This window comes from Nonomuraea sp. NPDC049695 (genome assembly GCF_040674955.1).
Taxonomy (GTDB): Bacteria; Actinomycetota; Actinomycetes; order Streptosporangiales; family Streptosporangiaceae; genus Nonomuraea; species Nonomuraea helvata.
The window spans coordinates 54,858-69,943 of record NZ_JBFANV010000060.1 but is presented as its reverse complement, the minus strand read 5'-3'; the positions used below and the strand labels follow the sequence as shown (position 1 = coordinate 69,943).

At 69.1% G+C, this 15,086-nt stretch carries 12 protein-coding genes; 6 read left to right on the top strand and 6 right to left on the bottom strand.

The window, feature by feature from the left end; translation table 11 throughout:
• A partial coding sequence (locus AB0J64_RS38185; RefSeq protein ID WP_364038564.1) for a GAF domain-containing protein occupies positions 1–585 on the bottom strand: 585 nt, incomplete at its 3' end.
• 94 nt (positions 586–679) lie between these two features.
• On the opposite strand from AB0J64_RS38185, the gene AB0J64_RS38180 reads away from it, so the two are divergent.
• The 4 genes from AB0J64_RS38180 to serB all read left to right on the top strand — a co-directional run bounded on the left by AB0J64_RS38180 (position 680) and on the right by serB (position 4,361).
• Positions 680–1,336 carry an SDR family oxidoreductase gene (locus AB0J64_RS38180; RefSeq protein ID WP_364038561.1) on the top strand — a complete coding sequence of 219 codons (657 nt, stop codon included), beginning with the start codon at positions 680–682 and terminating at the stop codon, positions 1,334–1,336.
• Entirely contained in the window at positions 1,333–2,343 is a 1,011-nt protein-coding gene (locus AB0J64_RS38175; protein WP_364038558.1) for an S-adenosylmethionine:tRNA ribosyltransferase-isomerase, read from the top strand. The genes AB0J64_RS38180 and AB0J64_RS38175 overlap by 4 nt, the downstream gene beginning before the upstream one ends.
• A 98-nt stretch (positions 2,344–2,441) precedes the next feature.
• Positions 2,442–2,972, top strand: a complete 531-nt coding sequence (locus AB0J64_RS38170) for a hypothetical protein (protein ID WP_364038555.1) — start codon at positions 2,442–2,444, stop codon at positions 2,970–2,972.
• Between the two features lie 171 nt (positions 2,973–3,143).
• Positions 3,144–4,361 (top strand): phosphoserine phosphatase SerB, encoded by a 1,218-nt coding sequence (gene serB / locus AB0J64_RS38165; protein WP_364038552.1) that lies wholly within the window; start codon positions 3,144–3,146, stop codon positions 4,359–4,361.
• Positions 4,362–4,367: 6 nt separating this feature from the next.
• Here the strand turns inward: serB and AB0J64_RS38160 are convergent, their stop codons facing one another.
• The 4 genes from AB0J64_RS38160 to AB0J64_RS38145 all read right to left on the bottom strand — a co-directional run bounded on the left by AB0J64_RS38160 (position 4,368) and on the right by AB0J64_RS38145 (position 8,935).
• Entirely contained in the window at positions 4,368–4,835 is a 468-nt protein-coding gene (locus AB0J64_RS38160; RefSeq protein ID WP_364038549.1) for a histidine phosphatase family protein, read from the bottom strand.
• Between the two features lie 244 nt (positions 4,836–5,079).
• Positions 5,080–7,398, bottom strand: coding sequence for a sodium-translocating pyrophosphatase (locus AB0J64_RS38155; RefSeq protein ID WP_364038546.1), 2,319 nt, complete (start codon positions 7,396–7,398; stop codon positions 5,080–5,082).
• A gap of 765 nt (positions 7,399–8,163) precedes the next feature.
• Positions 8,164–8,583 (bottom strand): ATP-binding protein, encoded by a 420-nt coding sequence (locus AB0J64_RS38150; RefSeq protein ID WP_364038543.1) that lies wholly within the window; start codon positions 8,581–8,583, stop codon positions 8,164–8,166.
• A gap of 1 nt (position 8,584) precedes the next feature.
• Entirely contained in the window at positions 8,585–8,935 is a 351-nt protein-coding gene (locus AB0J64_RS38145; protein ID WP_043629845.1) for an STAS domain-containing protein, read from the bottom strand.
• 409 nt (positions 8,936–9,344) lie between these two features.
• Between AB0J64_RS38145 and AB0J64_RS38140 the strand changes: the two genes are divergently transcribed.
• Positions 9,345–11,777: a DEAD/DEAH box helicase gene (locus tag AB0J64_RS38140; protein WP_364038540.1), complete on the top strand. Its 2,433-nt coding sequence runs from the start codon at positions 9,345–9,347 to the stop codon at positions 11,775–11,777.
• A 258-nt stretch (positions 11,778–12,035) separates the two neighbouring features.
• On the opposite strand, the gene AB0J64_RS38135 is transcribed toward AB0J64_RS38140, so the two are convergent.
• Positions 12,036–13,859 carry a hypothetical protein gene (locus AB0J64_RS38135; protein ID WP_364038537.1) on the bottom strand — a complete coding sequence of 608 codons (1,824 nt, stop codon included), beginning with the start codon at positions 13,857–13,859 and terminating at the stop codon, positions 12,036–12,038.
• Between the two features lie 376 nt (positions 13,860–14,235).
• On the opposite strand from AB0J64_RS38135, the gene AB0J64_RS38130 reads away from it, so the two are divergent.
• Positions 14,236–14,979, top strand: a complete 744-nt coding sequence (locus tag AB0J64_RS38130; RefSeq protein ID WP_364038534.1) for a class I SAM-dependent methyltransferase — start codon at positions 14,236–14,238, stop codon at positions 14,977–14,979.
• Positions 14,980–15,086 lie beyond the last annotated feature (107 nt).

Here is a 15,086-nt window from a genome sequence, read left to right as displayed (position 1 = left end):
GAACAGCTTCTGCGTCACCGCGTCGTGCAGCTCGCGGGCCATCCGGTTGCGCTCCTCCAGCATGGCCAGCTCGCGACCGCGCTCGTACAGCCTGGCGTTGGTGAGCGCGATGGCGGCGTGCGCGGCGAAGAGCGTGAGCAGGTCCTGGTCCGCCTGCGTGAAGCCACCGGCCGTGCGCTTGTTGGCCAGGAAGATGATGCCGAGCACCTGCTCACTGTCGCGGATCGGCACCCCGAGGAAGTCCTTCATGACCGGATGCGCCTTCGGCCACCACTCGAACCTCGGATCGTCGCGCAGGTCGGGCAGCCTGACGGGGGTGCCGTCACGGAGCATCGCGCCGAGCATGCCGTGCTGTCTGGGCAGCGGGCCGATCGCGTCCCACTGCTTGTCGGTGATGCCCTCGGCGACGAACTCGGCGAACGTCCCTTCGTCGTCGGGCACGCCGAGCGCGGCGTACCGGGCGTCCAGGAGCCGCTGCGCCGAGCGTACGATGACCTGCAGCACCTCGCGGACCGACAGATGGCGGGTGACGGCGAGCACCGCAGAGCTCACCGCCTGCAGGATCTCGTCTCGGTCGGGGGACACGGTCCCCAGCTTATGGTCCTAGGACGATGTGCCCATGCGGCGGCGGACCCTCAGCCCGATGTGCGCCGCCCGTCGCGTTCCTAGCGTCGGCACCATGACGAACACCGCACTCATCACCGGCGCTTCCCGCGGCCTCGGCCTCGCACTGGCAAGGTCGCTGGCAGGCGCGGGCTGGAACCTCGTCCTCACCGCCCGCGGCGCGGACGACCTCGAGCGGGCCGCGGCCGAGCTGGGCGCCACCGCGATCCCCGGCGACGTGACCGAGCCCGAGCACGTTCAGCGGCTGGCTCACGCGGTGCCCGAGCTGGACCTGCTGGTGAACAACGCCAGTGACCTCGGGGTCACCCCGCTGCCGCCGCTGGCGGGCTACCCGCTGGAGGCGTTCAGGGTGCTGCTGGAGACCAACGTGACCGCTCCGCTCGCCCTCATCCAGGCCACGCTGCCCGCTCTGCGCGCGGCGCGCGGGGCCGTCGTCAACATCACCTCGGACGCCGCCACGGGCGCGTACGAGGGCTGGGGCGGCTACGGCGCCACCAAGGCCGCCCTGGAGCAGCTCTCCAACGTGCTGTCGGCGGAGGAGCCCGAGGTGCGGGTCTGGTGGGTCGATCCAGGAGAGATGAACACCCGCATGCTCACCGACGCCGTGGGCGCCGAGGAGGCGGCGGCCGCCACCGACCCGGCCAAGGTGGCCGAGGCGCTGCACGACCTGGTCAAGGCCCGTCCGGCCGGCGGGAAAGTGAGCCTGCAATGACGCTCGCGCTCGACTTCGCGCTGCCGCCCGGCCTGTCGGCGGGCGAGCCTCCCGAGGCGCGGGGGATGTCCAGGGACGCGGTACGCCTCATGGTCTCGCGCGGCGACCTCCGCCCCTCGCACCACCACTTCAGCGACCTGCCGGGGCTGCTCGACCCCGGGGACCTGATCGTGGTGAACAACTCGGCGACCCTGCCCGCGGCCGTCCGGCTCGACCGGCTGGCCGTGCACTTCTCCACCTCCAGGGAGGACGGCACCTGGCTGGTCGAGCTGCGCCGCCGTACCGCCACCGCCTCGGAGCCCTACGGCGGGGGCGAGCCGGGCGAGTGGCTGCCGCTGCCGGGGCGGGCGACGTTGCGGCTGATCGAGCGGGAGACGCCGCGGCTGTGGCGGGCCTCGCTCGACCGGGACGTCGAGTCGTACCTGCGGACGCACGGGGCGCCGATCCGCTACTCGTACGTGAGCAGGGACTGGCCGATCGAGACGTACCAGACCGTGTTCGCGACCGTGCCGGGGAGCGCGGAGATGCCGAGCGCGGCGCGGCCGTTCACCACGGAGCTGGTGACGGCGCTCGTGTCGCGCGGGGTCGGGATCGCGCCGATCACCCTGCACACGGGGGTGGCCTCGCCGGAGAAGGACGAGCCGCCCTACGCCGAGCGTTACGAGGTGCCCGCGGCCACGGCGCGGCTGGTCAACCTGGCGCTCGAGAGCGGCAACCGGGTGGTGGCCGCGGGGACGACCGCCGTACGGGCTCTGGAGACGGCCGCGGGCGAGGACGGGCGGGTGGCTCCCGCGGCCGGGTGGACCCGGCACGTCGTCACGCCCCGAAGCGGCGTACGGGTCGTCACGGGACTTATCACCGGGCTGCACGAGCCGCGATCCAGCCACCTGCTCATGCTGACCGCGATAGCGGGCGAGAAACCACTGGCACGGGCATACGAGGAGGCACTACGGAACGGATATCTGTGGCATGAGTTCGGCGACACTCACCTGATTCTGAAGAAATAGTCTTTACACAGATTTTGCCGTCATGATAGGAACAGCGGGCATTTAACGGGGGCTTTGTATGTGCGTCCCCGTGCCCACTTCCTCAACGGAGACGTTTAATGCGTAACCTGACCAAGACGGTGTCGCTGGCATTGCTGGCCGGCGCCCTGCTCGCACCGGCTGTTCCTGCTTCCGCGACGACTGTCGCCAGCCAGCCGTTCTCGGCCTTCGACGTCAAGGTGAAGGCGTCGAAGACGGTCAAGGCCGGCGGCAAGATCTACTACAGCGTCGTCGCCACCAACAAGGGGCCCTACGACGCCGACTACTGGTTCGTCGGCGGCCAGTTCCCCAAGGGTGTCGATCTCAAGCGGATCATGTTCAGCAGCAGCGTCAAGAAGACCGAGTGCGGCCTCGAAGGCCGTGCGTTCTGGTGCGACGTGCCGGTCGTCCTCGAGAAGGGCGACTCCATCCAGATGACCTTCGAGGCCAAGCTGAAGAAGGGCGCCACGGGCACGCAGGAGGCCACGATCGGCGTGGTCTCCTACGACGTCCAGACCGGCATGGACAACATGAGCAAGGAAGAGCTGGAGCGGCTCGGCGTCCCCGAGCACGGCTACGGGAAGACGGTCAAGACCAAGGTCGTCCGCTAGCTCTGGAACGTTTCGGGCCGCGTCCGCAGGGACGCGGTCCACTGCGTTCATCAGGCGTTCACCTGGGACGTCGCGGCTTCGGCCGTTAACGGAATGTTCACCGCCACACCTGCGCCCGAATGCCCGACCTGCTTCGCGAGCATCGGGTCGGGCGCAGTACCGTGGCTCGATGTGGACCAGCGCACCCTCCTCATCACCCTGAACGGCCCCGACCGGCCAGGCGTGACTTCGCGACTTTTCTCCGTTCTGTCCGCTTTTCCGGTGACCGTGGCGGATATCGAGCAGGTCGTCATCCGTGGGCGGCTCACGCTCGGCGTGCTCGTCGCATACGCGGGCGGCCCCTCGACCGGCACCGGCACCACCCTCGGCGCCATGTGGACCGCCGTCGAGCGCGTGGCCGAGGACCTCGGCATGGAGGTGGAGCTCTCCACCGGCTCCCAGGCCAAGGAGCAGCGCCGCCGCGGCCGCCTGTCGGTCAGCGTGCTGGGCGCCACGCTCCAGCCCGCCGCCATCGCGGGCATCGCCGGACGCATCGCCGCCGCCGGCGCGAACATCGACCGCATCGAACGCCTCGCCCAGTGGCCCGTCACCTGCATCGAGCTCTCCGTCTCCGGCGCCGACCCCGCCTCCTTGCGGGTCGAGCTGGCGGCCGAGGCGGCGATCCAGGAAGTGGACGTGGCCGTGCAGCGCACCGGCCTGTCGCGGCGGGCCAAGCGGCTGATCGTCATGGACGTCGACTCGACGCTCATCCAGGGCGAGGTCATCGAGCTGCTGGCCGCCCACGCCGGCTGCCTGGACGAGGTGGCCAGGGTCACGGAGCAGGCCATGCGCGGCGAGCTGGACTTCGCCGAGTCGCTGCGGCGCCGGGTGGCGCTGCTCGAAGGGCTGCCCGCCGAGGTGTTCGAGCACGTGCGCAAGGAGGTCGTCCTCACCCCTGGCGCCCGTACGCTGGTGCGCACGCTGAAGCGGCTCGACTACCGCTTCGCCATCGTCAGCGGGGGGTTCACGCAGATCACCGACGGGCTGGTGGAGGAGCTCGGGATCGACTACTCGGCGGCCAACGTCCTCGAGGTCATCGACGGGCGACTGACCGGCAAGGTCGTGGGCGAGATCGTGGACCGGCCCGGGAAGGCGCGGGCGCTGGAGAGGTTCGCGCGCGAGGCCGGCCTGCCGATCTCCCAGACGGTCGCCATCGGCGACGGGGCGAACGACCTGGACATGATCGCGGCCGCAGGCCTGGGGGTGGCCTTCAACGCCAAGCCCGTCGTGCGCCAGGCGGCCGACACGGCGGTCAACACGCCGTACCTGGACTCCATCCTCTACCTGCTGGGGATCTCGCGGGACGAGGTCGAGGCGGCGGACGCGGAGGACGGCGTACTGACGGGGTGACCCCCCTCAGCTCTCCTTGGGGTCCCAGTGCGTGATCAGGCGCCCCTGGCCCGGCCACAGGTCCTCCCAGGCGGACTCCAGCTCGATCACCACGAACGCCCCCGGCCGGAAGACGTGGTCACCTCCGGCCAGCGCCAGGGCCAGCTCGTGCACGCCCGGATTGTGCCCGCACAGCACCACGGTGCTCAGCTCGGGATCGGCCCGCCGGACCACCTCGAGCAGGTCCTCCGGGTACGCCTCGTAGATGTCCCGCTCAAAGCTGATCTCCACCTCGGGGAAGGCGATCTCGGCGGTGCGCCTCGTCCTGACCGCCGGCGAGCAGAGCACGACGTCCGGGGCGAGCCCGGCCGCCCTGATCTCGTCGCCCGCCCGCCTGGCGTCCCGCTCGCCCCGCCCGGTCAGCGGCCGCTCCCGATCGGCCAGGCCCAGGATGTGGTCGGCTTTCGCGTGCCGCAGCACAATCAAGGTCCGCACCGGATCACCCTGTCCTCGAGGCCCAGACGGCCAGCGCGACTATCACGGCCAGGATGACGAGCATCGCCAGCAGAATGAGGCCCAGGGTCTTCCCGCCGCTGGGCGGCTTGTCACCGTTCACGCGCCCAGTTTCCCATCGAGGGGCCTCGCTTCCGCTCCCGCCTTCCGTGTGGACTTCTGAAGCCTGGAACGCGAGACGCCCGCCCCTACGCAGCGGGGCGGGCGTCCGGAGGGTGTCATCGGGTCATGAGGCGACCGGGGCGTGCTCCCGGTTGTCGTTGTTGGCCGGCTCGGTGGTCACCGAGCGCCGCTTCGACACCACGATGGCCCCGACCACCACGCCCACCGCCACCACCGTGACGACGATGCGGACGACCGGGTTGCCCGCGTACAGCACCACGGCCGGCGCGACCAGGAGCGCCACCAGGTTCATCACCTTGATCAGCGGGTTGATGGCCGGACCTGCCGTGTCCTTGAACGGGTCGCCGACCGTGTCGCCGATGACCGTGGCGGCGTGCGCCTCCGAGCCCTTGCCGCCGTGGTGGCCGTCCTCCACCAGCTTCTTGGCGTTGTCCCAGGCGCCGCCCGAGTTCGCCAGGAAGACGGCCATCAGCGTGCCGCACGCGATGGCGCCCGCGAGGTAGGCGCCCAGCGGCGCGTACCCGAGCGCGAACCCGACCGCGATCGGCGTCATGACCGCCAGCAGGCCGGGCGTGGCCAGCTCGCGGAGCGAGTCGCGGGTGCAGATGTCCACGACGCGGCCGTACTCCGGCGTCTCCGAGCCGTCCATGATGCCCGGCTTGTTGCGGAACTGGTCGCGTACCTCGAACACCACGCGCATCGCGGCCCGTCCGACCGCCATGATCGCGAGCCCCGCGAAGAGGAACACGACCGCCGCACCGATGATCAGGCCCACCAGGACGTTCGGCTGGTCGACGCCGAGGCTGAAGGTGGAGAAACTGCCGAGCGCCGACTTGATGTCCGCGGTCGCCTTGGCCAGCTCGCCCTCCACAGCGGTGCGGAAGGCACCGAACAGCGCGGTCGCCGCCAGCACGGCCGTGGCGATGGCGATGCCCTTGGTGATGGCCTTGGTGGTGTTGCCGACCGCGTCCAGGCTGGTGAGCACGCGAGCGCCGTCGCCCTCGACGTCGCCCGACATCTCCGCGATGCCCTGGGCGTTGTCGGAGACCGGGCCGAACGTGTCCATGGACACGATGACGCCGACCGTGGTCAGCAGGCCGGTGCCGGCCAGGGCCACCGCGAACAGCGCGATCGTCACGTTCCCGAACCCGAGCAGGAACGCGCCGTAGACCGCGCCGCCGATGACCAGGGCCGAGTAGACGGCCGACTCCAGGCCGACGCTGATGCCGGCCAGGATGACGGTGGCAGGGCCGGTGGCCGAGCTCTCGCCGATCTCGCGTACGGGACGGCGGTTGGTCTCGGTGAAGTAGCCGGTCAGCAGCTGGATGGCGCTGGCCAGCACCAGGCCGATGAGCACCGCGCCGATGGCGATGAGCCGCGGGTCGGCGTCGGACCTCACGGTGCCGCCGGTCAGGCCGCCGAAGCTGCTGGGCAGGTAGAGGTAGGCGGCGCCCGCGACGAGGACCGCGGAGATCGCGGCCGAGATGAAGAAGCTGCGGTTGATCGCCGCCATGCCGCTGCGGTCGCTGTCGCGCACCCTGGTCACGAAGATGCCGATGATCGCCGTGATCACGCCGATCATCGGGACGATCAGGGGGAAGACCAGCCCCTGCTCGCCGAAGGCCACCTTGCCCAGGATGAGGCTGGCGACCAGCATGACCGCGTACGACTCGAACAGGTCGGCCGCCATGCCCGCGCAGTCACCGACGTTGTCGCCCACGTTGTCGGCGATGGTCGCGGCGTTACGCGGGTCGTCCTCCGGGATGCCCTGCTCGACCTTGCCGACCAGGTCGGCGCCGACGTCGGCGGCCTTGGTGAAGATGCCGCCGCCGACTCGCATGAACATCGCCAGCAGCGCCGCCCCGAACCCGAAGCCCTCGAGCACGCCCGGCGCGTTCCCCTGGTAGATGAACACGACCACGGCCGCGCCGAGCAGGCCGAGGCCCACGGTGAACATCCCGGCCACACCGCCGGTACGGAACGCGATGCGCATGGCGCGCTTCTCGCCCGCTTCGTTGGCCGCGGCGGCGACGCGGACGTTCCCGCGCACGGCCAACCACATGCCCATGAACCCGGTCAGCGCGGAGAACACCGCCCCGACCACGAAGAAGATCGAACGTCCTATGCGGAGTTCGGTCGTTTCCGCAGGTAGAAGGAGCAACAGGAAGGGAATCACGACGACGAAGATCGCCAACGTGCGGAACTGACGGGTGAGATAGGCGGCGGCGCCTTCTTGTACGGCGCGCGCGATGTTCTGCATGCGCTCAGTGCCCTGGCCGGCGGACAGCACTTCGCGCACCAGGCCGCCTGCGACGGCTAGTGCGATCAGTGCGACCGCGGCGACCACGATCACGATGGTGAGATTGTTTCCACTCAGGGCCAGATTGGACGCTGGCTCCGCTGCCAGCATGTGCCTGCTCATCGTTCTCCTCGGCAAGACCGGTCGTCCTGCCCGGGCGGTGCTGCAGTTTTCCTCGGCGGGTGTTGCGGCACCATCCGGGTTGTGGGTGCCGCTTCCGGTTGAATCCGCGTTCCGCCGGATCACCTTGGCCGGTGCCGGGAGTCTACGCAGGCACTCAACGGATATGAAGGCTCTCGAGGCGGCTAATTGTGCTCGCGTCTAGTAATCCCCTGACAGCGACCCGGTTTGCGGCCTGACAGGGGAAATTTCCCCGGGTTTAAGGTTATGAAAACCTATCGATATGGCCAGACCGAAACCCTGGCCGTCGTGAGCCGTCGTGGGCCGCACCAGAGGACCTCACGAGGCCGGCCTGCTGTTGAGCTCTCCCATCGACTGCCTGGAGTCCCCACCGGCATCTGAGGCCACGCCGTCCGCACCTCACGCGCGCACGCGGCGCTCGCTCACCCCCGGCACGCGGGTTCGCCCTCACCGCATGGTGGCGGCCATCGCATGGTGGCACCCATCAGCCCTCGGCCGACGCCGGTCCTGCCGACGCCGCTCCTGCCCTGCACGGGCACGGAAGCGTTTTCCGGGCAACCGAAACGGAAGCCACGGCGGCCGACCCTGTACGAGTCGACGGTGGCTCCCTGCCGGCCTCGGCCCCGCACACGGCGGACAGCGCCGAGCCCGCTCCCCGTACCAGCGGCCCGAAGGAGTGCGTGGTGAAGAGCTGGGCGCCGGTAAGCAGCGGCGGCGCCCAGCGCGGCGAGCGAGGCAGGATTGAGCTCAGGTCGCCTTGGCGGCGGGCCAGCTCATACGGATGTTCGTGCCCTTCGGGCTGGGGACGACCTCGACGTCGTCGGCCAAGCCCGCGATGACCGCGATGCCAAAGCCTGACATGAACGAGTCAGAGAGCATGCCCAGATCGAGGGGCTGCTCCTGCTTGATCTCATCGCTGGGGGCCTGATCGCTGACCGTGACTTCGAAACGCCCGGAATCGTCACGCAGCTCGATGCGGATGGGCTCGCCCGGACAGTGGACGCGGTGCGCCTCGACTGCCCGGGAACACGCCTCACCCACGGCGAGCCTGACCTCGTCCAGCAGTGACTCCTGCACGCCGGTGCGGCGGGCTATCGCCGTCGCCACCAGCCGTGCGGTCCGCACGTGCGCGGGGAGAGCGCTGAACGTCAGCTCGACGGTAGCCATGCTACTTGTCTTTGCCGTGAGCTTCCTTGGCCTCGTCGACCGAAGCGTAGATCCCGAAGACCTTGGTCAGTCCGGTGATCCGGAAGATCTTCAGGATGCGCTCCTGCGTGCACACCAGCTCGAGCGAGCCGTCGTGTGCACGAACCCGCTTGAGCCCCCCGACCAGGACACCGAGGCCCGTGGAGTCGAGGAAGTCCACCTTCTCCATGTTGACGAGAAGATGGAAGTTGCCCTTGTTGACCAGGTCAATGAGGAGCTCACGCAATCTCGGCGCCGTGTAGACATCGATCTCACCCTCGACCTCCACGATGGTGAGTCGGTCTTCGGTGCGGTGATCCAACTTCAGATCCACAGATCCTCCAGCGCCTCGCCTGCGAAACTACTCTCTTGGGCCTGGCAATCTGGAGCGTGGCCCCAGACTGTCCGACCCTGACGCGCGGCATTCAACCACGCGTCTGGCTTGTGTCTATACGAAATCACGATTCCCGGCGACTTTGCCCACAGATGCAAGACTGGAAACAGTGACTTCCACCGCATCCTCCCCAGAACACGCGGGTCCACTCCTCCGGCACCTGCTCGGTGTTCCCGCACGTCATGAGCGTGTCACCCATGTGGAGCATGTTCCAGCACGTCAGGCCGGTCAAGCCCAATGGCCCAAATGGACGCCAGAAGTGCTTGTTACGCGCTTGGCGAACCGCGGGGTCACAGGACTCTGGCGCCACCAGTACGAGGCCGCCGACCTGGCATTCCGTGGCCGAAACGTGATCATCTCGACCGGCACGGCCTCGGGGAAGTCCCTGGCGTACCTGACTCCTGCGGTCGCCGCCTGCCTCGACGGCGGCACGATCCTGTACCTGACGCCCACCAAGGCCCTGGCCGCCGACCAACTGCGCAGCCTGCGCGAACTGCGCATCACCCAGCTGCGCGCCGCCTCTTTCGACGGCGACACGCCGTTCGAGGAACGTACGTGGGTGCGCCAGCACGCCAACTACGTCCTGACGAACCCGGACATGCTGCACCGGAGCATCCTCCCCCGTCACTCCCAATGGTCGTCGTTCTTTCGCCGGTTGCGCATGATCGTCGTGGACGAGTGCCACGGTTACCGCGGCGTCTTCGGCTCCCATGTCGCCCAGATCCTGCGCCGCCTGCGCCGCGTCTGCGCCCGGTACGGCTCGCGCCCCACATTCCTGCTGGCGTCGGCGACGGCCAGCGAGCCGGGGGCGTTCGCGATGAGGCTGACGGGGCTTGAGATGGACGAGGTGACCGTGGACGCCTCGCCCAAGGGTGCGACCACCATCGCGCTGTGGGAGCCGCCTCTGACGGAGCTACGGGGCGAGGGAGGGGCGCCTGTGCGGCGTACGGCCACGGCGGAGGCCGCGGATCTGCTCGCGGACCTCGTCCTGGCGGACGTCCGCACGCTCGCCTTCGTCCGCTCCCGCCGGGGCGCCGAGACGGTCGCGCTGACGGCCCGCGCCAAACTCGCCGACGTGGCCTTCTCCCTCTCAGGCCACTTCCCGAATCCTCCCGCCCCCCTGACTCCTGCCGCCCACCAAGACGGGCTCACAACCGCCCACAGCAGCCCCGCCCCCCACCGAGAGGGCCCCACAACCAGCCAGGACAGCCCCGCCACCCACCAAGACGGACTCACAACCAGCCAGGACGGCCCCGCGATGGGGCAGGATGGGGCCGCCACCGGCCCGGATGGGCACGCCACCGATCGGGACGGTCATGCCACCAGCCTGGACGGGCACGCCACCAGCCCAGATAGTCATGCCACCGGTCAGGGCGGCGAAGCTAGCGGGCCGGTCCCGGAGAGCTCTCTCAACTGGGCTCTCCCGGACTCCCCTCCCCACCCTGACTGGGCCGAGCTCCCCAACAAGATCGCCGCCTACCGGGCCGGCTACCTCGCGGAGGACCGCAGGCTCCTGGAGAAGGCCCTCCGCGCGGGCACGTTGATGGGCCTGGCCACGACAAACGCCCTCGAGCTCGGCGTGGACGTCTCAGGCCTGGACGCCGTGCTGATCGCAGGCTGGCCGGGCACCCGCGCCTCGCTCTGGCAGCAGGCGGGCCGGGCGGGTCGCGACGGCCAAGACGCGCTCGCCGTGCTGATCGCCAGGGACGACCCCTTGGACACCTACCTCGTACACCACCCCCAGGCCCTGTTCGGCCGGCCCGTGGAGGCGATCGTCCTCGATCCCGACAACCCGTACGTGCTGGGCCCCCACCTCTGCGCCGCGGCCGCCGAGATCCCGCTGACCGAGGACGATCTGCCCATCTTCGGCGACACCACCTCAACCGTCCTTGATGACCTGGTCGCCCAGGCGTTGCTCAGAAGGCGTCCCGCGGGCTGGTTCTGGACCAGGCGGGAGCGCGCCACAGACCTCGCCGACATCCGAGGCGGCGGAGGCGCCCCCATCCAGGTCGTGGAGTCGTCCACCGGCCGTCTCTTGGGCAGCGTGGACGAGCCGTCCGCCCACACCACGGTGCACACAGGCGCGGTCTACCTCCATCAGGGCGAGACCTTCCTGGTGGAGGTCCTCGATCTGGAGGCCGGAGTGGCCCTGGTCTCCGGCGCCAACCCGGACTTCACGACGTTCGCTCGCGATATAACCGACATCTCCATCCTCGCCACCCAGCGCTCGCAACCGCTGGGCTCCGGCACCCTGCACTTCGGCGAGGTGGAGGTGACCCGGCAAGTGGTCTCGTACCTCAAGAGACGCCTCCAATCAGGCGAAATGCTTGGAGACGAGCCCCTCGACCTGCCGCCGCGAACCCTCCGCACCCGCGCCGTCTGGTGGACGCTCCCCGCCTCGGCCGTGGCCCCTCTCGCGGAGTCCGGCATCGACCTCGGCGGAGCCGCCCACGCGGCCGAGCACGCCTCCATCGGCCTGCTCCCCCTCTTCGCCACCTGCGACCGCTGGGACATCGGCGGCGTCTCCACCGAGCTCCACGCCGACACGGGCCTGCTCACGGTCTTCGTGTACGACGGCCACGAGGGCGGCGCGGGGTTCGCCGAACGCGGCTACGCCCGCGCGGCCGACTGGCTGACCGCCACACGCGAAGCCATAACGTCCTGCGAATGCGAACGAGGCTGCCCGTCCTGCATCCAGTCCCCGAAATGCGGCAACGGCAACGAACCCCTGCACAAACGAGGTGCCGTCCGCCTCCTCAACACGCTACTGAGCCCTCAATGAGAGCCGCCGCGATACGCCTGCCATCCGCGCCATGAACCGCTGAATTCATTTCCCTTCATCCAGGCACGCCACCCGCACCACGACCGACCGAGGTCCCAAGAGCCTGCTCTACCTGCGACATCGCAAGGTCATCCGAGACTACGCACCGGCTCGCCGCCGGCTCAGGGCCACACCCAGCAGCCACGATCCGTGCCTATGCCGGAACCCCGGCGACAAGGGCTCCCAGAACATCCACAGCCATTCATCGGAACGAATCTTCTAGCTCTCGCCATCCGTGTGTCGGCGACCGGCGTAAGCGCGTTCCTCGTCCGATTCCTTGTTGTCCTCGTCAGCCGCCCAGAAATCGGCGGACCCAGGCTGCGGGCGCTCCCAGAACCCACTGTCCTCCATGGACCTGGGCGACGGCGGCAGGTAGTCGTCCCAGCGATCCTCGATCCGTACGGCGGGCCGGACGGGGAAGGCATCCGAGTCGCGAACGTCCGTGACCGCGGAGCTGGGCAAGGCGATACGAACCGGCTCCTTACGGGGCTCCGCGCCGCCTCGCGCCTCCTCCCCCTCAGCCGAGAGCGGCAGCACGGCGGGCACTTCCTTGCGCTTATGGTCAAGCGCGGGCGACGACGTGCGCGTCTGGTCGAGCAGAGGCGATGGGGCGCGCTTCTGATCGAGCACGGGCGACGACGTGGGCTTCTGATCGAGCGCGGCCGATGAGGTGCGGTTCTGGTCGAGCGCGGCCGACGACGTGGGCTTCTGATCGAGCGTGGGCGACGACGTGCGGGCGGCAGCCGCCGCGTCAGGACGCTCCGCCGATAACGGCTGCTGGGCCTGTGAGCGATCGGGCACGGGCATTCGAGTCTTGGCGACCGCCAGGATCACAGCGGGCCGTCGCCGCGGCGGCGGCGTGACGGCGGGAACGCTGTCGCTCCCCGGCTTGGCCTGCGTCCCACCGGCCGACGGCATGGCCGCTGCCGCGGCGGTCGTGCCGGACGCGGGGCCGCCCGCCGCGACCGCGGCGAGCGCGCGCCGACGGGCCCAGGCGCCGGCGTGGGCGCCGACCAGCAACAGGAGGATGCCCGCCGCGACGTAGACGCCGTACTGGCCGATGTTCCCGATCGGCGACTCGCCCGACTGCGCCTTCGCGTCGACGGACTGCGCGGGAGCCGACTGCGTGCCGTTCTTCGTGTCGGTCGGGGTGAGGCCGCCCGTCTCATCGGCGGTCGGGATCGGGAGATTGCCCTTGGGGTCGGTGTCAGGTATGGCCGGGAGCTTGGCGGCCGGCCGCTTGTGAGTCGTCGGCTTGCTCGTCGGCAGCGTCTGCTTCTTGGCCGGGAGAGTGGGCAGCGGATCGACGTTCTTGGTGTCCTTGGTCTTGGGTGTCCGGGCGTCGGCGGTCTTCTTGGGCTTGGGCGCCGCGGGGAAGGCGACGTACGCGGCGGCCGAACTGCCCGATCCGATCGAGCCGCCGTCACCGTCGCCCCTGAACGCCTTGACCGTGAACCCCACCTTCTGCCCCTCGGCCTTGGTCGGCACGGCCAGTGCCGCCCGGCACGAGGATCCGGAGCACGCGCTGTCGACGGGCAGCCTTCCCACGATGCCGGACTGGCTGTTGGAGACCTCGTACGACTGCAGGTCGGGCTCCGCGCCCTTGCTCCAGGTCACGAGGACCTTGGACGTGCCCTGCCTGGTCGCGTCCACGTTGCCCGGCACCTCGGGCGGCCGCTGGAGCTTGAACATGCTGGTCGCGTACGCGGTGCCGGTGATCTCTCCCTTGAGGGTCACCGTGAAGGTGCCGTTGGGAGCGCCCCCGGCGTCGAAGGTGCCGGAGATCGACTGGTTCGCTCCGCCTCCGGCGACCTTCTGGCTGGGCGTGGAGGGACCTTGGACGTACAGGCCCACGTTCAGCTGCATCACACCCGTACGTGCGGCAACGGTCACAGATGGGTTGGAGATCACCTGACCGTCGGAGGGCGAGGTGATCTGCCCGTCGGCCCGCACCGTCGCCGCAGCGGCCTGAGCGGATCCGCCGAGCGCGATGGATCCCGCCACGATCACTCCTGCGGCCACCACTCTGCCGACTACCGTCACGACGCTTCCCTCCATCGAGAGCCTCGCGCCGCCTGACCACCTGGGGGCGTTCACGCGACGACCGGAAGTGCAGTCCGCCCGGCCGATACGGTCACCGACCGCCCCCGGACCCGCACCTTAGCGACTTCGTCCCGGCTCTCCCAGACGTCCTGTCGCATACGGCATGGACCGAGGGTAAGCGGAACCTTACGGGACATACACAACTCTTGGACACCGCGTCTAAGTAGTCGTGACTTGATTGCGACCTAACCCGTCGACCTCAAGTGCAACTTCGCATTTCGCGAGCCATTCGAGTCGAGTCATGTCGCGAGTCAGACGTTGTCTCGATTTGCAAAGCAAGAGCTTTTTGCCCATTTGTCCATCTATGCTCCTGGCCGTGACTGTAAGTGGACGCGGTGGTTCCTTCTATGACGTGCCTCATGTCTTCGAGAGGTATCTCGATCATCGGCACAGCGGCGTGTCGAGCCCCAACCAGGTGATGGAGGAACCCGCTCTCCTGGAGGAGCTGGGCACGGTCGCGGGACTCCGGGTGCTGGATCTCGGCTGCGGGGACGCGGCCATCGGACAAACCCTGCTGAACGCCGGTTGCCGTAGTTACCTGGGGCTGGACGGCTCGGCGGCGATGGTCGAGGCGGGCAACGCGGCCCTGCGAGGAACCCCCGGCCGGGTGGAGATGGCCGACATCGAGGACTTCTCCGCTCCACCGTCGTCTTTCGATCTGATCGTTTCACGGTTGGCCTTTCACTATGTCGATGACCTCCAGCCCGTGCTGGCCGCCTGCCATGGGTGCCTCTCACCCGGCGGACGCATCGTTTTCACTGTCACTCATCCCGTTCTGAGTTCGCACGACTCGGGGACGCAGGGGAAGCGCACCTCATGGGTTGTCGATGACTACTTCGTCAAAGGGCCGCGGGAGAGGAGTTGGATGGGCGGCACCGTCACGTGGTTTCACCGGACTGTTGAGGATTATGTGGTCGCCCTGATGAAGGCCGGTTTTTCCCTGTCTTCTCTACGTGAGTGCGCACCCAGCGAGGATCGCTTCACCGGCGATGTCGCTGAGCTGGAGCGTCGGCGTCGTGTTCCGCTCTTCCTGCTGCTTGCCGGCACGCGTATCGGATGAGTTCACGTGCACGGGCCGGCCTCGGCTCAGCCCGCTTCGCCTTGGAGGCCGTCACACCGCAACCGTGATTGCTCTTGGCCTCGAAGGCGGCAATGCCTTACCCGGCT

Coding starts and splice junctions, on each gene's coding strand:
- AB0J64_RS38180 (WP_364038561.1), top strand. CDS start 680: ATGACGAACACCGCACTCATCACCGGCGCTTCCCGCGGCCTCGGCCTC.
- AB0J64_RS38175 (WP_364038558.1), top strand. CDS start 1,333: ATGACGCTCGCGCTCGACTTCGCGCTGCCGCCCGGCCTGTCGGCGGGC.
- AB0J64_RS38170 (WP_364038555.1), top strand. CDS start 2,442: ATGCGTAACCTGACCAAGACGGTGTCGCTGGCATTGCTGGCCGGCGCC.
- AB0J64_RS38155 (WP_364038546.1), bottom strand. CDS start 7,398: ATGAGCAGGCACATGCTGGCAGCGGAGCCAGCGTCCAATCTGGCCCTG.
- AB0J64_RS38150 (WP_364038543.1), bottom strand. CDS start 8,583: ATGGCTACCGTCGAGCTGACGTTCAGCGCTCTCCCCGCGCACGTGCGG.